At 61.2% G+C, this 20150-nt stretch carries 18 protein-coding genes and 1 pseudogene; 9 read left to right on the forward strand and 10 right to left on the reverse strand.

Annotated features, from left to right (window positions below; all coding sequences use genetic code 11):
* Positions 1 to 28: 28 nt before the first annotated feature.
* From ftsZ to lpxC, 3 genes are all read left to right on the forward strand, one after another.
* Positions 29 to 1213, forward strand: a complete 1185-nt coding sequence (gene ftsZ / locus RV1423_RS11725) for a cell division protein FtsZ (RefSeq protein ID WP_034296709.1) — start codon at positions 29 to 31, stop codon at positions 1211 to 1213.
* A gap of 162 nt (positions 1214 to 1375) precedes the next feature.
* Positions 1376 to 1882, forward strand: coding sequence for a peroxiredoxin (locus tag RV1423_RS11730; protein ID WP_034296710.1), 507 nt, complete (start codon positions 1376 to 1378; stop codon positions 1880 to 1882).
* Positions 1883 to 2050: 168 nt separating this feature from the next.
* A complete protein-coding gene (lpxC, locus tag RV1423_RS11735; protein WP_034296711.1) occupies positions 2051 to 2986 on the forward strand; it encodes a UDP-3-O-acyl-N-acetylglucosamine deacetylase in 936 nt (311 codons plus the stop codon).
* 90 nt (positions 2987 to 3076) lie between these two features.
* On the opposite strand, the gene RV1423_RS11740 is transcribed toward lpxC, so the two are convergent.
* Positions 3077 to 3583 carry a DciA family protein gene (locus RV1423_RS11740; RefSeq protein WP_034296712.1) on the reverse strand — a complete coding sequence of 169 codons (507 nt, stop codon included), beginning with the start codon at positions 3581 to 3583 and terminating at the stop codon, positions 3077 to 3079.
* Between the two features lie 54 nt (positions 3584 to 3637).
* Between RV1423_RS11740 and RV1423_RS11745 the strand changes: the two genes are divergently transcribed.
* From RV1423_RS11745 to RV1423_RS11770, 6 genes are all read left to right on the forward strand, one after another.
* The gene (locus RV1423_RS11745; RefSeq protein ID WP_034296713.1) at positions 3638 to 4612 is read left to right on the forward strand and encodes a M23 family metallopeptidase; all 975 of its coding nucleotides are present in this window, start codon (positions 3638 to 3640) and stop codon (positions 4610 to 4612) included.
* 294 nt (positions 4613 to 4906) lie between these two features.
* A complete protein-coding gene (gene secA, locus RV1423_RS11750) occupies positions 4907 to 7675 on the forward strand; it encodes a preprotein translocase subunit SecA (RefSeq protein ID WP_034296714.1) in 2769 nt (922 codons plus the stop codon).
* Between the two features lie 262 nt (positions 7676 to 7937).
* Positions 7938 to 8576 (forward strand): DUF2272 domain-containing protein, encoded by a 639-nt coding sequence (locus tag RV1423_RS11755; protein ID WP_034296748.1) that lies wholly within the window; start codon positions 7938 to 7940, stop codon positions 8574 to 8576.
* Positions 8577 to 8693: 117 nt separating this feature from the next.
* A complete protein-coding gene (gene argJ, locus RV1423_RS11760) occupies positions 8694 to 9929 on the forward strand; it encodes a bifunctional glutamate N-acetyltransferase/amino-acid acetyltransferase ArgJ (protein ID WP_034296715.1) in 1236 nt (411 codons plus the stop codon).
* 231 nt (positions 9930 to 10160) lie between these two features.
* Positions 10161 to 11033, forward strand: coding sequence for an ATP-binding protein (locus RV1423_RS11765; RefSeq protein WP_034296716.1), 873 nt, complete (start codon positions 10161 to 10163; stop codon positions 11031 to 11033).
* Positions 11033 to 11452 carry an NUDIX domain-containing protein gene (locus tag RV1423_RS11770; RefSeq protein WP_034296717.1) on the forward strand — a complete coding sequence of 140 codons (420 nt, stop codon included), beginning with the start codon at positions 11033 to 11035 and terminating at the stop codon, positions 11450 to 11452. Before RV1423_RS11765 ends, RV1423_RS11770 begins: the two co-directional genes overlap by 1 nt.
* Positions 11453 to 11480: 28 nt before the next feature.
* On the opposite strand, the gene yacG is transcribed toward RV1423_RS11770, so the two are convergent.
* From yacG to RV1423_RS11815, 9 genes and pseudogenes are all read right to left on the reverse strand, one after another.
* Entirely contained in the window at positions 11481 to 11669 is a 189-nt protein-coding gene (yacG, locus tag RV1423_RS11775; RefSeq protein ID WP_034296718.1) for a DNA gyrase inhibitor YacG, read from the reverse strand.
* A gap of 25 nt (positions 11670 to 11694) precedes the next feature.
* On the reverse strand, positions 11695 to 12450 hold the full coding sequence (zapD, locus tag RV1423_RS11780; RefSeq protein WP_034296719.1) for a cell division protein ZapD: 756 nt from the start codon (positions 12448 to 12450) through the stop codon (positions 11695 to 11697).
* Positions 12451 to 12580: 130 nt separating this feature from the next.
* Positions 12581 to 13231 carry a dephospho-CoA kinase gene (gene coaE / locus RV1423_RS11785; protein ID WP_034296720.1) on the reverse strand — a complete coding sequence of 217 codons (651 nt, stop codon included), beginning with the start codon at positions 13229 to 13231 and terminating at the stop codon, positions 12581 to 12583.
* Positions 13231 to 14097, reverse strand: coding sequence for an A24 family peptidase (locus RV1423_RS11790; protein WP_051516643.1), 867 nt, complete (start codon positions 14095 to 14097; stop codon positions 13231 to 13233). Before RV1423_RS11790 ends, coaE begins: the two co-directional genes overlap by 1 nt.
* A complete protein-coding gene (locus tag RV1423_RS11795) occupies positions 14097 to 15335 on the reverse strand; it encodes a type II secretion system F family protein (RefSeq protein ID WP_034296721.1) in 1239 nt (412 codons plus the stop codon). Before RV1423_RS11795 ends, RV1423_RS11790 begins: the two co-directional genes overlap by 1 nt.
* Before the next feature lie 22 nt (positions 15336 to 15357).
* Positions 15358 to 16533, reverse strand: a pseudogene (gene pilB, locus RV1423_RS11800) (type IV-A pilus assembly ATPase PilB); the annotation flags it as partial.
* A 152-nt stretch (positions 16534 to 16685) separates the two neighbouring features.
* Positions 16686 to 17975, reverse strand: a complete 1290-nt coding sequence (locus RV1423_RS11805) for an HlyC/CorC family transporter (protein ID WP_034296752.1) — start codon at positions 17973 to 17975, stop codon at positions 16686 to 16688.
* Between the two features lie 165 nt (positions 17976 to 18140).
* Positions 18141 to 19370, reverse strand: a complete 1230-nt coding sequence (locus RV1423_RS11810) for an amino acid aminotransferase (protein ID WP_034296722.1) — start codon at positions 19368 to 19370, stop codon at positions 18141 to 18143.
* A 37-nt stretch (positions 19371 to 19407) separates the two neighbouring features.
* A partial coding sequence (locus tag RV1423_RS11815) for an electron transfer flavoprotein subunit alpha/FixB family protein (protein WP_034296723.1) occupies positions 19408 to 20150 on the reverse strand: 743 nt, incomplete at its 5' end.

Genomic DNA, 20150 nt, shown 5'->3' on the forward strand with positions numbered 1-20150 from the left:
CTGCACAACATATATTGAAGGAGTCATCATGGAAATAGATATGCTCGACAATGCCACTCTCGGCACGATCATCAAGGTCGTGGGCGTAGGCGGCGCAGGCGGCAACGCGGTGCAGCACATGATCAACAAGGGCGTGTCCGGCGTTGAATTCATTGCGGCCAATACCGACGCGCAAGCGTTGAAACAGTCGAAGGCGGACAACGTCATCCAGATCGGCGAGACCGGTCTGGGCGCCGGCATGCAACCGCAAGTCGGCCGTCGCCTGGCGGAAGAAACCCGCTCGCGCATCGAAGACGCGCTGCGCGGCGCGCACATGGTGTTCATCGCCGCAGGCATGGGCGGCGGCACCGGCACCGGCGCTGCGCCGGTGGTGGCGGAAGTCGCCAAGTCGCTGGGTGCGCTGACCGTTGCCGTGGTCTCCAAGCCGTTCTCGTATGAAGGCCAGAAATGCATGGACATCGCCGACCAGGGGCTGGAAGAACTGGCGCAGCATGTCGATTCGCTGATCATCATCCTGAACGAAAAGCTGGAAGAGATCTATGAAGACGACAGCATGATCGAATGGCTGGGCCATGCGGACGACGTGCTCAACAACGCCGTCGCCGGTATCGCTGAAATCATCAACGTGCCGGGCCACATCAACGTCGACTTCAACGACGTCAAGACCATCATGGGCGAGCAGGGCAAGGCCATGATGGGCACGGCCACCGCTTCCGGCGTCGACCGCGCCCGCGTGGCGGCCGAGCAGGCTGTGGCGTCGCCGCTGCTCGACGGTATCGACCTGTCCGGCGCGCGCGGCGTGCTGGTCAACGTCACCGCCAGTCGCAACCTGAAGGGTAAGGAAATCAAGGAAGTCATGGCAACCGTGCGCGCCTTTGCCGCTCCCGATGCATCGATCGCGCAAGGCATCGCGTACGACGACGGCATGGGCGACGACATCCGCGTGACCGTGGTGGCGACCGGCCTGGGCCGCTCGCGCAAGTCGGTGCAACTGGTGCAGACGCCGATGCTGCGCACCGGTACGCACAACGAGCCGATGATGGCCGGCACCGGCGGCATGAATGGCGGCGCGCAAGCCGGCGCAGCTTTCGGCGGCATGAAGGCGCCGGCGGTATGGCGTCGGGAGTCGGCTTCCGACACCGTGCGCGCGCTGGAAAAGAACGGTATGGAAACTTACGACATTCCGGCTTTCCTGCGCAAGCAGGCTGACTAAGCAATATCGGACGTCGGCTGAGGCCCGTTCCCGCGGGCAGCAACCAACTTCGTAAACAGGCATACTATCGCCTGCGCGCCGCGCCTCCGAGCGCGGCGTTTTTTTGCCTGTTTTCCATGGCATCCTCCGTACTCCCGAATTACTCACAAGAAGGAAATCATCATGACCATCAAAGTTGGCGATCGCCTGCCGGAAGGCGCCCTGGCGGAATTCATCGAGACCGAAACCGAAGGTTGTTCGCTCGGCCCCAATACCTTCAAGGTATCCGACCTGGTCAAGGGTAAGAAGATCGTTCTGTTCGCGCTGCCCGGCGCCTTCACCCCTACCTGTTCGGCCAAGCACGTGCCGGGCTATATCCAGCACGCGGCGCAGTTCAAGGCCAAGGGCGTCGATGAAATCTGGTGCCTGTCGGTCAACGACGCGTTCGTGATGGGCGCCTGGGGCCGTGAACAGAAGGCCGCCGGCGTCGTGCGCATGCTGGCCGACGGCAGCGCCCTCTTCACCAAGGGGCTGGGCATGGAATTCGACCTGACCGAGCGCGGCATGGGCATCCGCTCGCAACGCTATTCGATGCTGGTCGAAGACGGCGTGGTCAAGCAGTTGAACCTGGAAGCACCGGGCAAGTTCGAAGTGTCGAACGCCGAAACCTTGTTGGCGCAATTGGGCTGATCGATATACCGAAGCAGTCCAATGTTGCAACAGCAGCATCAGGGCGCGGCGAGTCGCTTTGCGAAGGCGGCCGTCGCGCTTTTTTGCATTCTTTTGCAATGCGGAACTTTTTTGCAACAGTGCGCAAGCTCACTGCGGGCCTGATGGCATCTTGGCTATAATGACGGGATGTTAAAACAGCGCACCATCAAAAATCTCGTCCAGACTGTCGGCGTCGGTTTGCATTCCGGCACCAAGGTGGAACTGACCTTGCGGCCGGCCGCCATCGACACCGGCATCATCTTCCGCCGCGTCGATCTCGACCCGGTCGTGGACTTTCCCGCGTCGGCGACCGGCGTGGGCGATACCCGCATGGCCTCGGTGTTGTCGAAGGACGGTGCGCGCGTTTCCACCGTCGAACACCTGCTGTCGGCCTGCGCGGGTCTCGGCATCGATAATTTGTATATCGACCTGACCGCGGAAGAGATTCCGATCATGGACGGCTCGGCGTCGTCCTTCGTTTTCCTGCTGCAGCAAGCGGGTTTGCAAGAGCAGAACGCGCCGAAGAAATTCATCCGCGTCAAAAAAACCGTGGAAGTGCGCGAAGGCGAAGGCGACAAGGAAAAATGGGCGCGCCTGGAGCCGTACAACGGCTTCAAGCTGAAGTTTTTCATTGAATTCAACCACCCGGCGGTCGATGGCACCGGCCAGACCGCCGAGGTCGATTTCGCCATCGAGTCCTACGTCAAGGAAATCGCCCGCGCGCGCACCTTCGGCTTCATGCAGGACGTCGAAACCTTGCGCGGCATGGGCCTGGCGCGCGGCGGCTCATTCGAGAACGCGATCGTCATGGATGAATACCGCATCCTGAACGCAGACGGCTTGCGCTATGACAACGAGTTCGTGCGGCACAAAATTCTCGACGCCATCGGCGATCTGTACCTGATCGGCCATCCGCTGCTGGCCAGCTACAACGCCCACAAGTCGGGCCACGGCATGAACAATCAACTGCTGCGCGCTTTGCTGGCGCAGCCGGATGCCTACGAGATCGTCACTTTCGATAACCTGGAGTCTGCGCCCCAGACCTATGTCATGCAGGCCAAGCAGGAGTGGGCGCTGAATTAAGCGCAGCGAGAGCCGGTTCAAAAACCGGCGCTGCGGCGAAGTTTCTTCCATCAGCGCAAGAACAGGGCGGGGTTTCTTTCCGTTTTCTTCCTATTTGACGCCGCTGTTGCGGCGTACCATGTTCGCCAGCGCTGTCTTCAGCGCCTGATTGCGCGGCGAGTCTTCCAGCGCGTCGTTGAGATCGGCAAAAGCCGAGACCGCCTGCTCGGATAAAGTCAGTTGGCGTCTGACGACCGGGACGACATAATTCTTGCCAACTTGTACTTTGATGCGGATTGCATTAACCTGCCATCCATCTTTTAGCAGACGTTCTTGTAATTTCGGCAACTGTTGTTTGAGCTTGGCGGCAAGCGCCGCATTGGGCATGCTCAGCACCAACTGGCCGCCTTCGAAATTCATGACGTCGCACGATTTGAAAATAGCCGGCAGAATCGCTGCGCAGCTTTTTTGCAGCGACGCCATGCGGGTAATGGCTGGCATCAAGGTCGCCATCGCATTGTCCGACCGCAGAAAATCTGTCGCGTCCCTGGGCTTGCGCATGAGTTGCGCAGCCGAAGGACCTCGGCGATAAGGGGTAAATGTGGAGGGATACTTCATCTTTAAACCTTATCACATCTCGTCTTTCCGAGGACGGGAGTCAAAGGAGTAAAGATGCAAATTATTTTGCTGCACCCGCGCCTTACGCGCGCGCGGTCAGTCACGCTGACTTCCAGGCATGTCGTGCTGCTGCTGCTGTTCCTGTTTGCTTGCATTGCCGGTGCCGCCGCGGGTTTGTCGTATCTGGTGCTGCGCAGCGCCGCCGACGGCGAGAGCCCGCCGATGCTGCGCAAGCTGCTCGTCTCGATGAACCAGCAGGAAGATGATCGTCAGGAAAAATACCTCAAGGAAAACCTCGCAGTCATGGCTGTCAAGCTGGGCGAAATGCAAGCCCAACTGATGCGCCTGGATGCGCTCGGCGAACGCGTGCAAGGCCTGGCCGGCGTGCGTCCGGAAGAGTTCAATTTCAAGGAGAAGCCCGGCCGCGGCGGTGCCGAGAGTTCATCCATCGGCGGCGCCAGCCGCGAGCTGAGCATGAGCGAATTGCAAAAGATGCTCGACGCCTTCTCGACCGACGTCGGCTATCGCTCCGACTACATGAATGCGGTCGAATCCGCGCTGATGGGAGACAAGATCAAGTCGCGCCTGTTGCCGACCAATCCGCCGATCAATGTGGCGTACAACTCGTCGAGTTTCGGTTGGCGTCTCGATCCTTTCACCGGTCAAAACGCGTTCCACGAAGGGCTGGATTTCCCCGCCTCGATCGGCACGCCCATTGTCGCCGCCGCCGCCGGCGTGGTGATCGCCGCTGAATATCATTACCAGTTCGGCAACATGCTGGAAATCGATCACGGCAACGACATCATCACGCGCTACGCCCATGCTTCCCAGCTTTACGCCAAGGTCGGCGATATCGTCAGGCGCGGCCAGCACGTCGCCGACGTCGGCACCACCGGGCGCTCCACCGGGCCGCACCTGCACTTCGAAGTGCGTATCCGCGGCGTGGCGCAGGACCCGCGCAAGTTCCTCGCGCTGGGCAGTCCCGGCAATGCGCCGAAAGCCGCGCCAGTCTTCGTCGCGGGGCGCTGACGGACTTGCCCCGGGCGGGCGATATTGAATCTTTGCGCGCCAGCCCAATCTATTGGCAGTGCTTCAGCGCGAGCGCCGTCCCGGCAAAGGCGTTTTGCCATGGATGTTGCACCAGAGGAAATATCCGGCCGGCCTTGACGGCGGCGTATGCGTGCAAGCGGGTCCACGCCCGGCAGGAACACTGTCTCCGGGCGCTTGCATGCTAAAATCCAAGGTTTATTGGCCTCATTCCGGTTCCGTGCGGGCAAAACCGCCGCGCAGAGTCATTTTTCGGCGCTTTTTTAGAATCCAAGCATGTCATTACTGACCCAGATTTTCGGTAGCCGCAATCAGCGGTTGCTCAAACAATATCAAAAAATTGTCCGTCAAATCAATGCGCTCGAAGCGGACGTCGAGAAACTGTCGGATGCCGAGCTGCAAGCCAAGACGCCGGAATTCAAGCAGCGCGTGGCCGCTGGCGCCAAGCTCGACGACATCCTGCCGGAAGCGTTCGCTGTCTGCCGCGAGGCCAGCAAGCGCGTGCTCAAGATGCGCCATTTCGACGTCCAGTTGATCGGCGGCATGGTGCTGCACTTCGGCAAGATTGCCGAAATGCGCACCGGCGAAGGCAAAACCCTGATGGCGACCCTGCCGGCCTACCTGAACGCCTTGTCCGGCGAGGGTGTGCACGTCGTCACCGTCAACGATTACCTGGCCCAGCGCGACGCTGAATGGATGGGCAAGCTGTACGGCTGGCTCGGCCTGACTACCGGCATCAACCTGTCGCAGATGGACCATGATCTGAAGCAGGGCGCTTATGCGTCGGACATCACTTACGGCACCAATAACGAATTCGGCTTCGACTACCTGCGCGACAATATGGTGTTTGATGCCGAGGATCGCGTGCAGCGCGGCCTCAATTTCGCCATCGTCGATGAAGTCGACTCGATCCTGATCGATGAAGCACGCACTCCGCTGATCATTTCCGGCCAGGCCGAAAACCATACCGACCTGTATCACAAGATCAATGAAGTGCCGCCGCTGCTGACGCTGCAGATCGGCGAAGAAACACCGGACGGTAAAGGCAAGGTCGAAGTCCCGGGCGATTACACCAAGGACGAGAAGGGCCACCAGGTCCTGCTGACCGAAGCCGGCCACGAAAAGGCCGAACAGATCCTGACCAGCATGGGCCTGCTGCCGGAAGGCGCCTCGCTATATGACGCCTCCAACATCTCGCTGGTGCATCATCTGTACGCCGCATTGCGCGCCCATACGCTGTACCACAAGGACCAGCATTACGTGGTGCAAAATGGCGAAGTCGTGATCGTCGACGAATTCACCGGTCGCCTGATGACCGGTCGCCGCTGGTCAGACGGGCTGCACCAGGCCGTCGAAGCCAAGGAAAAGGTCAAGATCCAGAACGAGAACCAGACGCTGGCTTCGATCACCTTCCAGAACTACTTCCGCATGTACGGCAAGCTGTCCGGCATGACCGGCACCGCCGATACCGAAGCTTATGAATTCCAGGAAATCTACAACCTGGAAACCGTGGTCATCCCGCCGAACCGCCCGAGCGCGCGCAAGGACCGCCAGGACCAGGTCTACAAGACCGCGCAAGAGAAGTACATGGCGATGCTCAAGGATATCCAGGATTGCTATGATCGCGGCCAGCCGGTTCTGGTCGGCACCACCTCGATCGAAAATTCCGAGCTGCTGTCGGGCATCCTGAATCAGGCCAAGCTGCCGCACAACGTGCTCAACGCCAAGCAGCACGCCCGCGAAGCGGAAATCATCGCCCAGGCCGGCCGTCCCAAGATGATCACCATCGCCACCAACATGGCCGGCCGCGGCACCGACATCGTGCTGGGCGGCAATGTCGAGAAGCAGATCCAGATCATCGAAGCCGATGCCGGCTTGCCGGATGCCGACAAACAGGCGCAGGCGCAAAAGCTGCGTGACGAATGGCAATCGCTGCACGACCACGTGGTCGGCGCCGGCGGCCTGCACATCATCGGCACCGAGCGCCACGAATCTCGCCGCGTCGACAATCAGTTGCGCGGCCGCTCCGGCCGCCAGGGCGATCCGGGTTCGTCGCGGTTCTACCTGTCGCTGGACGACGCGCTGCTGCGCATCTTCGCCGGCGACCGCGTGCGCGCCATCATGGATCGTTTGAAGATGCCGGAAGGCGAGCCGATCGAAGCCGGCATCGTCAGCCGTTCGATCGAATCGGCACAGCGCAAGGTCGAAGCGCGCAACTTCGACATCCGCAAGCAATTGCTGGAATACGACGACGTCGCCAACGACCAGCGCAAGGTCATCTATCAGCAACGCAACGAATTGCTGGAAGCGACCGACATGTCGGAAATGATCACATCGCTGCGCGAAGGCGTATTCACCGACCTGTTCCGCACCCACGTGCCGGAAGAGTCGGTTGAGGAGCAATGGGACATCCCGGCGTTGGAAGCCGCGCTCAGCAGCGAATGGCAACTGGCCGTGCCGCTGCAGGCAACCTTGGAAGCCGAGCCCAACCTGACTGACGAGGAATTATTGGAGCGCGTGCTGTCGGCGGCCCGGTCAGCGTACGACGCCAAAGTCGAGACCGTCGGCAAGGAAGCCTTCAGCGGTTTCGAACGCAGCGTCATGCTGCAAAGCATCGACAGCCACTGGCGCGAACATCTGGCGGCGCTCGACCATCTGCGCCAGGGCATCCATCTGCGCGGCTACGCGCAAAAAAATCCGAAGCAGGAATACAAGCGCGAAGCCTTCGAATTGTTCGCCCAGATGCTGGACCTGATCAAGAACGAAGTCGTCAAGATCGTCATGACCGTGCGCATCGAAAGCCGCGAAGCCATCGAAGCTGCGGAAGAGGACATGGCGCAATCGCATGTCGAAAACGTGCATTACCAGCACGCCGACTTCGACGCCAACGCCGCACCGGAGGAATTGCTGGCGCCGACGGCCAATGCCGGCAACGACAGCGCGCCGCAACCGCAAGTCAACGGTCTGCCCAAGGTCGGCCGCAACGATCCATGCCCCTGCGGCAGCGGCAAGAAGTACAAGCAATGCCACGGCAAGCTGGTTTGATTTCCAGTTAGCCGTTGCCAAGCCGCTCCCTTGTCCGGAGCGGCTTTTTCTTTGGTTCTTCGGAACGGCGGCTGGCGTCGGCGCCGTCGGATTGCAGGTTTGAAAATAGTGTCGCTTGAACAGAAAAATAAGAAGGAGCAAGACAATGAGGTCCGTGTCCATGGCGTATCGGCGCATAGTGCAGACATTGCGGCAGGTGCGCGTGCAAAGATTCGGCGCCTTCCTGTTGGCGTTGACGCTTGCGGCATGCGGCGGCGTTCCCATGGCGCCGGCCGTGCGTCAGGACGCCCCGCGCCGAGCGGCGCTGCTGGCCGTTGCCGAAACCGAATGGTCCTTCTTCGACCGTCAGCAGATCGATATGCGCGGCGAATTCTTGAGCGCGCCGCGCCTGGGGTTGCTGGAGGATGAAGGCGAAGCGGTCCAGCGCGTCGGCATGTACTGGCAAGCTGTCGGCAAGGACTACACCGGCGCCGACACCCAGCAAGCCTGGTCGGCGGCCTTTATTTCCTACCTGATGCAGACGGCGGGCGTGTCGTCCGACGATTTTTTGCCCAGCGACGTGCATTTCAATTACCTGAGCTATCTCAAGGCGCGCCAGACCTTGCCGGCGCCGCTGTTCGTGCTGCGCCCGGCCGCGAGCGAACCGATTGCGCCGGGCGACCTGATCTGCGCGCCGCGCGACACCAATCAGACCGCGACGCTGGACGATATCCGCCCGGGCTTGCCGGGGCATTGTGATCTTGTCTACGAAATCCATCCGGAACAAGGTTGGGCCGGCGCGATCGGCGGCAACGTTTTCAATTCGGTATCTGAATCGCTCATTCCCATTGACGCCAACGCCCGGCTGCTGCCGCTGGCGCGGCGGCCGTGGTTTGTGGTCGTCAAGAATCTGATGCCGTAAAAGGCGTTTCACGATTATTGATGAAATGCGTTCTAAAAATATTCCCGTCATCCGATCCGATTACAATAGCGCTCTCCCGCATCCCCTTTTATCCCTTATACCGCTGACTAGACAATCATGGCCGTCAATTCTCCTATTCCCGTTTCCGCCGATCTGAAACCCGTTGCCGGCATTGAGCTGGGCTACGCCGAAGCCGGCGTGCGCAAAGCCAACCGCAAGGATTTGCTGGTCATGAAACTGGCGCCGGGCGCCGCCATCGCCGGCGTGTTCACGCTCAATCGTTTCTGCGCCGCCCCGGTCCAGGTGTGCAAGACGCATCTGGCGCAGGCCGACGCCACCGCACCTATCCGGGCGCTGGTAATCAACACCGGCAACGCCAATGCCGGCACCGGCGAAGAAGGCCTGGCGCGCGCCAATGCGACCTGCGCCGAACTGGCGACGTTGCTGGGTTTGAAGCCAGAACAGGTCCTGCCGTTTTCGACCGGCGTCATCCTCGAACCGTTGCCGGTCGAGCGTATCAAGGCCGGCTTGCCGGCTGCCATCGCCAATCTCAAGGCCGACAACTGGTTCAGCGCGGCCGAAGCGATCATGACCACCGACACGCAGCCGAAAGCCGCTTCGCGCACGCTGACCATCGGCGGCAAGAAAGTCGTCATGACAGGCATCAGCAAGGGCGCCGGCATGATCAAGCCGAACATGGCGACCATGCTCGGCTTCCTGGCTTGCGACGCCAAAGTGCCGCAGGCGTTGCTGAACCAGTTGGTCAAGGATGTCGCCGACCAGTCCTTCAACTGCATCACGATCGATGGCGACACGTCGACCAACGACTCCTTCATGCTGATCGCCACCGGCGCCGGTGAACTGGACATTACCAGCGCCGACAGCGCCGAGTACAAAGAACTGGCCGCCGCCGTCAGCGCGCTGTCGCAGAACCTCGCGCACCAGATCGTGCGCGACGGCGAAGGCGCCACCAAATTCATCGAAGTCACGGTGGAAGACGGCAAGAGCGTCGAGGAATGCCGCAAGATCGCCTACTCCATCGGCCATTCGCCGCTGGTCAAGACGGCGTTCTTCGCCTCCGATCCGAATCTGGGCCGTATCCTGGCTGCCATCGGCTATGCCGGCGTCGACGATCTCGACGTCTCGACACTGAACCTGTACCTGGACGACGTGTGGGTCGCCAAGAACGGCGGCCGCAATCCCGACTACAAGGAAGAAGACGGCCAGCGCGTCATGAAGAAGAGCGAGATCGTGGTACGCGTGAAACTGGCGCGCGGTACGGCCAGGGCCTCGATCTGGACTTGCGATTTGTCTCACGACTATGTAACCATCAACGCCGACTACCGCTCCTGAATTCGTTCAGGGCCTACTGCGCGGACCAATCTCGGGACTGCGATGCTCGCCGTACTCAAGTACGGCTGCGCTTCTTATCCCGACCTTGGCCCGCTCGCTACGGCCCTGAACGAATTCAGAGCCTGAGATGTTTTTAGTTGAACGGCTTGCGGTTTTCACGAATTTTATTCACGTGCGGCGGATCGGGTTTCCGTCACAATGCGACGTATCGATTCACTTTGCCAATTTGTCATGACTCCATTAGATCAGTTTCTGCAGCGCGCCGAGGCCTTGCTGTCTCGCATCGAATCCATCCTGCCGCCCTCAAGCGCGGCGACCGAGTGGGACAAGGGTGTGGCGTTTCGCTGGCGCCGCCGTAATGGCAATGGCGGCGGCTATCTGCAGTCGGTCGGGCATATTTCCAATATTGCGCTGTCGGATTTGCATAACATCGGACCGCAAAAGGAACAGATCGACCAGAACACCAGGCAGTTCGTGGATGGCCGTCCGGCCAACAACGTGCTGCTGACCGGCGCGCGCGGTACCGGCAAGTCGTCGCTGATCAAGGCTTGCCTGAACCAGTATGCCGATCGCGGCCTGCGCCTGATCGAAGTGGACAAGGACGATCTGCACGACTTGCCCGATATCGTCGACCTGGTGTCGGCGCGGCCGGAACGCTTCATCATTTTTTGCGATGACTTGTCCTTCGAAGAAGGCGAGAGCGGTTACAAGGCGCTGAAAGTAGCGTTGGACGGCAGTATCGCGGCGCAGTCGGACAATGTGCTGATTTACGCGACGTCCAACCGCCGCCACCTGATGCCCGAGCGCATGTCGGACAACTCGAGCTACACGCACACTGACGACGGCGACCTGCATCCCGGCGAGACCGTGGAAGAGAAGATTTCCTTGTCCGAACGTTTCGGCCTGTGGGTGACTTTCTATCCGTTCAAGCAGGACGACTACCTCGACATCGTCGCCCACTGGCTGCGCCATTTCGGCTGCAACGCGGCGCAGATTGAAGAAGCGCGCGGCGACGCTCTGCGTTGGGCGTTGCAGCGCAGTTCGCGTTCCGGTCGTGTGGCCTGGCAGTTCTCCAAGGATTACGCCGGAAAGCTGAAGGCCTGATGACTGTTGCCTCTGAAACAACATCGCCGCCGATCGACGTCGCCGTCGGCATCCTGATGAAGCCGAACGGCGACGTGCTGCTGGGGCAGCGTCCCGAGGGCAAGCCGTATGCCGGTTACTGGGAATTTCCCGGCGGCAAGGTGGAGGCCGGGGAGTCGGTGCTGGATGCGCTCAAGCGCGAATTCATGGAGGAGCTTGGCATTGAAGTGATCTCAGCCGAGCCGTGGTGCGGCGTGCAGCACATTTATCCGCATGCCCATGTGCGCTTGCACTTTTATATCAGCCGGGAATGGCGCGGCGAGCCGCAAAGCCTGGAAGGGCAGGCGTTCGCCTGGCAAGGCAGCGTCGAAGTTGCGCCCTTGCTGCCGGCGACGGTTCCCTTGATTGAGTGGATAGACAAGTTACGCTTACCGGCCTGAAGCCGGCCTCGGCATTACCGAAGGGCGTTTATTGTAGCGAAGAATTGTCGTCATCCTGCTCCTGCGGCAGGTTGACGGCGGGAATGGTATATTTTTCTTCGGCCCAGGCGCCGAGATCGATTTGTTTGCAGCGTTCCGAGCAAAACGGCCGGTATTTGTTCTTTTCGGTCCATTCCACCTTGGCGCCGCAAGTGGGGCAGTCTACGATTGTTGCCATGACTTCTACCTAAAATCTTTAGTACTCAGAATCCGCACAGCGCCAGCTCGAACGGCACTTCGCCTTCGAACGGCTTGGGTTTCATGTCGCCGTCCTGCGAGGTGAAACGGACCCACAACATGTATTTGTTGGCTGAAATCTCGGGAATCGCGCCTATTTCCTCGTCGATCACCAGACGCAGCATCTGGTAGATTTTACCCTGCAGCATCTGCTGATAGCTACCACCGTCGGCATTGATCTTGACGGGGTGGCCCGACTCGCGCAGCAGGCGCATGACGATGACGACCGCGTCAAACAGCGGCACCAGCGGCGCAAACCAGTGGGAAATGTCGTTGAAACGTTGTTCCGCAGTGCGCTGTTGCCAGGCGTAGTACGACGGCAGGTCGAATTCGCAGGCGCCGCCCGGGATGATGGTGCGGCCGCGGATGCTCATGAGCCATTCATTCTCACGGATGTTCTGGCCGGTCCTGCCTTGCGAGGCCGCCAGCGCTGTACTGGCGCGGTCGACTTCGCTGAGGATGGCGTTGAGCATCTCGGGTTCGACGTTGGGATTGGATTGGTAAGCCAGCAGGACTTGTTTCTGGCGTTCCAGTTCTTGCAGCAGATCGGATTTGAGGTCGGCGCGTCCCGCCACTTCGAGCATTTCGAAAATAGTGGACAGGGCGACATGATGTTGCAGCGGACTTTCCTGATGCAGGAAGAACACGAACTTTTCGTGCAAATCCTCCAACCGCAACAGCGTGCGAATACGCTCGTTGAAAGGGTATTCGTAAACGATCAAAGCGCGTCCCTTTAAAGTTGAATCGGATTCGACAACGCGCTTTATGAATATGTCTTTAAATATCGAAGGATATTGAGGATATTGATAAAGCGCGTTTAATTTACGTGATTCTGACCCATGCAGCGGAAAATTACAAATGCCCGGCGCGATTTGTTTTGGCCAGCGACAGGTAGAGCGCGTGCAGGCGTTCGATTTGCGGCAGCAGGGCGGCGGTATCGAGATTGTTTTCGATGACGTCGTCGGCGACAGCGAGTCGTTCCGCGCGCGTGGCCTGGGCCGCGATGATGGCCTGCACTTGTTCGCGCGTCATGCCGTTGCGCTGCATGACGCGGGCGATCTGGACCTCTTCTGTGCAGTCGACCACCAGGATGCGCGAGGCGCGCTTGCGCCATTGTTGCGATTCCACCAGCAGCGGCACCACGAAGATCAGGTAATCGCCGTGCGCCTCGCCTGCGGCGCGCACGGTTTCGCTGCGGATCAGCGGATGCAGGATGGATTCCAGGCGTTGCCGGGCGCCGGCGTCGGCAAACACATGGGCGCGCATGCGTGCGCGGTCCATGGCGCCGTCGGCGTCGATGAAGCCGTCGCCGAATGCGGCGCGGATGCTTGCAATGGCCGCGCCGCCCGGTGTCGTCAGTTGATGTGCGATGGCGTCGGTGTCGATCAGCGCCGCGCCGCGTTCGGCGAACAGATTGGCAACGGTGGTCTTGCCGCTGCCGATGCCGCCGGTCAGGCCGACGGAAAAAGGCCTTGACGCTGCCGTGAAGAAGGTATCGTTCATCAATACAGTCCGAATGACAGGAAGGATTTGCCATATAGCAGCATCAGCATGCCCGCCAGCGCCAGATATGGGCCGAAAGGAATGGCCTGATCCGAACTCTGCCTGCGTAGCGCGACTGCGGCGAGGCCGACGGCGGCGCCCAGGCAGGACGCCAGCGCCAGCACCAGCGGCAGCGCCTGCCAGCCGAGCCAGGCGCCCAGCGCCGCCATCAGCTTGAAGTCGCCGTAGCCCATGCCTTCCTTGCCGGTGGCAAGCCTGAAAATCCAGTAAATAGCCCAGAGTACAAGATAACCGGCCGCCGCACCCGCCACGGCGTCGCGCAGCGGGACAAAAGCGCCTGCCAGATTAACCAGCAGGCCGAGCCACAGCAGCGGCAGCGTCAGGCTGTCGGGCAGCAGTTGGGTCCGGGCGTCGATGAAGCTGAGCGCAATCAGGAAATATGTGAACGCCAGCGCGGCCAAGCCGGTCGTGCCGAGGCCGAAACGCCAGGCGACCCAGGCCGACATCAGCGCGCTGACGGCTTCGACGACAGGGTAGCGCAAGGAAATCGCTTCCCGGCAGTGCGCGCAGCGGCCGCGCAGCAGCAGGTAACCCAGCAGCGGGATGTTATGCCGGGCGGCGACCGGCGTTGCGCAGCGCGGGCAGGCCGAGCGCGGCGTCCACAGGTCGTAGCGTTCGCGGTGCGGCAGGCTTTGGCCGGTTTCGCGGGCCAGGTAGTTTTCCGCTTCGCGCTCCATCATGTGCGGCAGGCGATGGATTACCACATTAAGGAAACTGCCGATCAGCAGCCCCAGGCACGCCGCGACCGCAGCGACGGCAACGCTGCCGCCTTCCTGTACACCTGCAAGAGTCAGCAATTCGAACATCAGATAACGGATCCCAGTTTGAAAATAGGCAAATACATGGCAATGACCAGGCCGCCGATGACGACGCCCAATACCAGCATGATAAAGGGTTCCATCAAGGTCGAGATGGATGCGACGGCCTCATTGACCTCGATTTCATAGAAATCCGCCACTTTGGCGAGCATCTGGTCGAGCGCGCCGGACTCTTCGCCGACGGCCACCATCTGTCCGACCATGTCGGGAAACAGGCCGGTGTGCTCAAGGGCGGCCGCCAGGCTGGCGCCGTCGCCGACCTCCCGGCGGACGACGTCGGTGGCGTCCGCGTACGCCGCGTTGCCGGCGGCGCCGCTGACCGATTGCAAGGCATCGACCAGCGGCACGCCGGCGGCGAACAGGGTCGCCAGGGTGCGGCTCCAGCGCGCCAGCGCCGCCTTGCGCACGATATCGCCGAATACGGGCAACTTCAGCAGCCAGCGGTCGGTGCGGGCTTGCAGCGCGACAGAGCGCCGCCATGCGCGGGCGAACAGATACGCGCCGCCGCCCAGCATGCCGGCCAGCGCCCACCAATATGCCGTCATGAAGCCGGATATCGCGATCACGACCTGCGTCGGCAGCGGCAATTCGGCGCCAAAGCTGCGAAACACTTCCTTGAAGGAAGGCACCACCCAGATCATGATGATGGACGTCACCAGCACGGCGAAGGCGACGATGGCGGCCGGATAGACCAGCGCGGCGCGCACCTTGCTCCTGGTCTCCAGGATTTTTTCCTTGTAATGCGCCAGGCTGGCCAGCAATTCGTCCAGCAGCCCCGCCTGTTCGCCCGCCGCCACCAGGTTGCAGAACAAAGCATCGAAATGGCGCGGATGGCGGGCAAACGCCTGATGCAGGCTGCTGCCGCTTTCCACGTCGGCGCGCAGCCCGAGGATCAGCCGCCCCAGCGCCGGATTGGCGTGGCTGCGGGCGACGATGTCGAATGCCTGCAGCAGCGGCACGCCGGCCTTGAGCATGGTGGCGAGCTGGCGCGTAAAGAGGGCGATGTCCTTGCCGCTGATGCGCTTGTCGCGCTGGCGGCCCTTGCGTTTGACCGACGTGGCTTGTATCCCTTGCCGGCGCAGCGTGGCGCCGACGATGGCGGGGCCGCCGGCGCGCATTTCGCCGCGCACCGTTTTGCCCTGGCGGTCCCTGCCTTGCCAGGCGTAAAGTTCTTCACGCGGTTCTTCGCGCGCCGGGGCGGCGTTGTTGCGCTGTGTGGATGTCATGTCCCGACTCCTGAAAGACGCGTTACAGGTTGGTGCAGGAAATGACTTCTTCCAGGCTGGTCAGGCCCTCGCACACCTTCCGCAGCCCGGCCTGGCGCAGCGTCAGCACGCCTTCCTGCTTTGCCTGGGCCTCGATCTCCAATGCGGTGGCATGGGACAGGATGAGGCGTTCGATGGCCTCGCTGATCGGCATGACCTGATAGACGCCAATGCGCCCCTTGTAACCGCTGCCGCCGCAGCGCTGGCAGCCGGCGGCGCGATAAGGCGTCCAGCCGCCGGAGAGATCGGCGTCGCCGAAGCCAGCCTCGCGCAACGCCTGTGCCGGCACATCGGCAGGCTGCTTGCAACGGCACAGGCGACGCGCCAGCCGCTGGGCAGTGATCATGATGACCGACGAGGCGATGTTGAACGGCGGCACGCCCATGTTCATCAGCCGCGTCAGCGTCGACGGCGCATCGTTGGTATGCAGCGTGGAGAACACCAGATGCCCGGTTTGCGCCGCCTTGACGGCAATGTCGGCGGTTTCCAGGTCGCGGATTTCACCCACCATGACCACATCTGGATCCTGGCGCAGGAAGGCGCGCAACGCCACCGGAAAAGTCAGCCCGGCGCGTTCGTTGACATTCACCTGATTCACGCCGGGAAGATTGATTTCGACCGGATCCTCGACCGTCGAGAGATTGGTGCCGGGCTGGTTGAGGATATTCAGGCAGGCATACAGCGACACCGTCTTGCCGGACCCGGTCGGGCCGGTCATCAGCACCATGCCGTAAGGGCGGCGTATGGCCTGCAGCAGCAATGCCTTCTGCGCGGCGTCGTAGCCCAGCGCATCGATGCCCATCTGCGCCTGGCTGGCGTCGAGGATGCGCATGACGATCTTTTCGCCGAACAATGTCGGCAAGGTCGATACGCGGAAATCGATGGAACGCGTCTTCGACAGCGCCAGTTTCATGCGTCCGTCCTGCGGCACGCGCTTTTCGGCGATGTCGAGGTTGGAAATCACCTTGATGCGCGAGGCCAGCTTGTCCTTCATCGATAGCGGCGGCGCAGCGATGTCGCGCAATTGGCCGTCGATGCGGAAGCGGATACGGTAATACGTTTCAAAGGGCTCGAAATGCAGGTCCGAGGCGCCGAGACTGATGGCGTCGAGTAATATCTTTTGCAGGTAGTTGACGGCCGGAGCGTCGTCGAGGTCGGAGAGAGGCGCGTGTCGGAGCATGGAACGATGTCGGCAAGAGGATGGCTGGAATGCATGAACGGGCATGCGCCGGCGTCTTGCTGGCATTTCCGTGTCGCTTGTGAAACCTGAACGACGATGATGCGGCTTGTTTGCTGCTTTGTAAATCGTAGCTATTCGGATTTGACGGCTTTTGGCGCGATCAGTTTGACGACCTTGATCGCCTGGTTCTGCACCTGGACGATTTCGATGATGCAGCCGGCGATCCTGACGGAGACATTGGCTTCGGGAATGTCGCGCAGCCATTCCAGCAGGAGGCCGTTGAGCGTCTTGGGACCGTCCAGCGGCAAGCTCAGGCCCAGGCGCTTGTTGATGTCGCGCAAGGTGGTGGCGCCTTCCAGCAGGCACTCGCCGTCCTTGTTCCAGGCGAAGCTGTCGGCGCGCGCGGCGCCAGGCACCGAAGTGGTGAATTCGCCGATCATTTCTTCAATGATGTCTTCCAGCGTCACCAGGCCCTGCACCTCGCCGTATTCGTCGACGATGATGCCGAGGCGCTCGTGGTTTTCCTGGAAGTACTGCAACTGGGTGAAGACATCGGTTTCCTGCGGGATGAAGTAGGGTGCGCTGAGCAGCGCGCGGATGTCTTCGCTGGCGATTTCCTCGTCCTGGCTCAACAGCGCGATCGCCTTGCGCACATGCAGGATGCCCGCGATCTGGTTGATTTCACCCTCGTAGACCGGCAATTTGTTGTGATAGCAGGTCGCCAGTTGATGGCGGATTTCATCGATGGACACCGACAGGTTCAGCGCCTCCACCTGCGCGCGCGGCGTCATCACGTCCTCGACCGAAATTTTTTCCAGGTCGAACAGATTCAGCAAGATGCTCTTGTGCTTTTGCGGGATGAAGTTGCCGCCTTCCAGCACGATCGAACGCAACTCTTCCGGCGACAGGCGCTGTTCGTGGGAACGGCCGCTGGCCTTGATGTGCATGATGCGCAGGATGCCCGACACCAGCAGGTTGACCGCCCACAGCAGAGGCTTGGCCAGCGCCATCAGCGGCTTGAGGACGTAGCTGGTGAACAGCGAGATGCGTTCCGGATAGGTGGCGCCGATGATCTTGGGCACGATTTCCGCAAAAATGATCAACAGGCCGGCCACGCAGGCGGTGGCGATGGTGATGACTTTTTCGTGGTTGCCGAAAGCGGTGATGGCCAGCGCCGTGACCAGCGCTGTGGCGAGCGCGTTGATCAGCGTATTGGCGATCAGGATCAGCGACAGCAGCTTGTCGGTGCGTTCAAGCAGCCACAGGATGGTAATGGCGCGCCTGTTGCCATGCTTGGCTAGATGCCTGAGGCGATGCCGGTTGGCAGCCATCAGCGCGGTCTCGGTCATGGAAAAGAAAGCCGAGCAAAGAATCAGAAGTGCCAGTGCAAGAATTTGCACCCATATGGGCACGGTCTCCAAAGGGTCACCGTAAGGGAAGTTGATGTCGTGTTCGTTCGCCCCGGGAAGGATCAAAGCCCTTTGCCCATGATGCAAACGAAGCTGGATTCTATCATCAATTCGGCCGGTCGAAACTGGCCGGAACCGGCCGAGGCCGTCTTGCCTCAGCCGGAGAGAACGTAAGTCCTATATACCCGATGTCGCGGCAATGACGCCGGAGATCGCGCGCGCCACATAGTCGATATTGCCGGAGTTCACCGCCGCGACGCAGATGCGGCCGGTGTCGATCGTGTGGATGGCGAATTCCTCGCGCAGGCCGCGCACCTGTTCCTTGCTCAGTCCGGTATACGAGAACAGGCCCGACTGCCGCGTCAGGAAAGAAAAATCCCGTCCGGGCAGACGTTCTTCCAGGCGCAGCCGCAACCGGCTCCGGGTATCGCGGATGCGCTCGCGCATGTCCGCCAGTTCTTGCTCCCACAAGGCGCGCAGCGACGGCGAACCGAGCACGGCAGCGACGATATGGGCGCCATGCTCGGGCGGGCTGGAGTAGTTGGTGCGTATCGTGCGCTTGAGCTGCGACAGCAGCCGGTCGGCTTCGTCACGATCGCCGGCCGCCACGCTCAGCGCGCCGATGCGTTCGCTGTAAAGCGAAAACGATTTGGAAAACGTGCTGGACACGAACACCGTGAGGCCGCTATCCGTGAAGCGGCGCACCACCTTGCCGTCGGCCGCCAGGCCATCGCCGAAGCCCTGGTAAGCCATGTCGAGGAAAGGAATCAATCCGCGCCGGCCGACGATGTCGAGCACTTGCCCCCACTGACTGTCGTCGAGATCGAGTCCGGTAGGATTGTGGCAACAGGCGTGCAGCAGCACGACATTGCCGGAGGGGATGATCTCCAATGTTTCGCGCATGGCGGAGAAATCGATGTCGTTGGCGGCCGCGTCGTAATACGGATAGCTCTTGACGGTGAAACCGGCGGACTCGAACAGCGCGGCGTGGTTCTCCCAACTGGGATTGCTGATCCAGACCTGCGCGTCAGGAAAGAAGCGTTTGAAGAAATCCGCGCCGATCTTTAGCGCGCCCGTGCCGCCGGCGGTCTGCAACGTGACGACGCGTTGTTCCTGCAGGGCGAGGCAACCGTCGAACAACAGGTTCTGCACAGCGTTATTGTAGGCGGCGAGACCATCGATGGGCAGATAGGAGCGCGCCTTCGGATGCCGCAACAGTTCGGCCTCGGCCTGACGCACGCACTCCAGCAGCGGCACCTTGCCGCGGTCGTCGTAATAGACGCCCACGCCGAGATTGATTTTGTCCGGATGCGTGCTTTGGTTGTAGGCCTCGGTGACACCGAGAATGGGATCGCGCGGCGCCATCTCGACAGAGGACAGTAGCGATGCAGTTGTGGGTTTGTGCATGGGAAAACGGATTCTGAAATGAGTGATTGGTGGCGGTTCAGCCAAGCCGGGCAAGCAGCTCCGGCACGATCTCAAACAAATCGCCGACGATGCCGTAATCAGCCACGGAGAAGATCGGCGCTTCCTCGTCCTTGTTGATCGCCACGATCACCTTGGAATCCTTCATCCCGGCCAGATGCTGGATCGCACCGGAAATACCGATGGCGATATACAACTGCGGCGCGACGATCTTGCCGGTCTGTCCCACCTGCCAGTCGTTGGGCACATAACCCGCATCCACCGCAGCCCGCGAGGCGCCCATGGCGGCGTTGAGCTTGTCGGCCAGCGGTTCCAGGATCTTGAAGCTCTCCGACGAACCCATGCCGCGTCCGCCCGAGACGATGATCTTGGCCGCCGTCAACTCCGGACGGTCCGACTTGGCCACTTCGCGCGAGACGAAGCTGGACTTGCCGGAGTCGGCCACGGCAGCCAGCGGTTCCACGGTCGCGTTGCCGCCGGCGGCGGCCGCATCGAAACCGGTGGTGCGCACCGTGATGACCTTGATGCCGTCCGTCGATTGCACCGTGGCGATGGCGTTGCCGGCGTAGATCGGACGCTCGAAGGTGTCCGGGCTGTCGACCCTGGTGATTTCCGAAATCTGCGCCACGTCCAGCCTGGCGGCCACGCGCGGCAGGATGTTCTTGCCGTAGGCGGTGGCGGGGGCAAGGATGTGACTGTAGTCCTTGGCAATGGCCAGGGCTTGTTCGGCAACGTTCTCGGCCAGTCCGTCGGCGAATTGCG

The sequence above is a fragment of the Herbaspirillum sp. RV1423 genome (assembly GCF_000577615.1).
Lineage (GTDB): Bacteria > Pseudomonadota > Gammaproteobacteria > Burkholderiales > Burkholderiaceae_D > Herbaspirillum.

Excerpts from the sequence above, each read along its gene's own strand:
- ftsZ (WP_034296709.1), top strand. The coding sequence starts at position 29 with ATGGAAATAGATATGCTCGACAATGCCACTCTCGGCACGATCATCAAG.
- RV1423_RS11730 (WP_034296710.1), top strand. The coding sequence starts at position 1,376 with ATGACCATCAAAGTTGGCGATCGCCTGCCGGAAGGCGCCCTGGCGGAA.
- lpxC (WP_034296711.1), top strand. The coding sequence starts at position 2,051 with ATGTTAAAACAGCGCACCATCAAAAATCTCGTCCAGACTGTCGGCGTC.
- RV1423_RS11740 (WP_034296712.1), bottom strand. The coding sequence starts at position 3,583 with ATGAAGTATCCCTCCACATTTACCCCTTATCGCCGAGGTCCTTCGGCT.
- RV1423_RS11745 (WP_034296713.1), top strand. The coding sequence starts at position 3,638 with ATGCAAATTATTTTGCTGCACCCGCGCCTTACGCGCGCGCGGTCAGTC.
- secA (WP_034296714.1), top strand. The coding sequence starts at position 4,907 with ATGTCATTACTGACCCAGATTTTCGGTAGCCGCAATCAGCGGTTGCTC.
- RV1423_RS11755 (WP_034296748.1), top strand. The coding sequence starts at position 7,938 with ATGGCGCCGGCCGTGCGTCAGGACGCCCCGCGCCGAGCGGCGCTGCTG.
- argJ (WP_034296715.1), top strand. The coding sequence starts at position 8,694 with ATGGCCGTCAATTCTCCTATTCCCGTTTCCGCCGATCTGAAACCCGTT.
- RV1423_RS11765 (WP_034296716.1), top strand. The coding sequence starts at position 10,161 with ATGACTCCATTAGATCAGTTTCTGCAGCGCGCCGAGGCCTTGCTGTCT.
- RV1423_RS11770 (WP_034296717.1), top strand. The coding sequence starts at position 11,033 with ATGACTGTTGCCTCTGAAACAACATCGCCGCCGATCGACGTCGCCGTC.
- yacG (WP_034296718.1), bottom strand. The coding sequence starts at position 11,669 with ATGGCAACAATCGTAGACTGCCCCACTTGCGGCGCCAAGGTGGAATGG.
- coaE (WP_034296720.1), bottom strand. The coding sequence starts at position 13,231 with ATGAACGATACCTTCTTCACGGCAGCGTCAAGGCCTTTTTCCGTCGGC.
- RV1423_RS11790 (WP_051516643.1), bottom strand. The coding sequence starts at position 14,097 with ATGTTCGAATTGCTGACTCTTGCAGGTGTACAGGAAGGCGGCAGCGTT.
- RV1423_RS11795 (WP_034296721.1), bottom strand. The coding sequence starts at position 15,335 with ATGACATCCACACAGCGCAACAACGCCGCCCCGGCGCGCGAAGAACCG.
- RV1423_RS11810 (WP_034296722.1), bottom strand. The coding sequence starts at position 19,370 with ATGCACAAACCCACAACTGCATCGCTACTGTCCTCTGTCGAGATGGCG.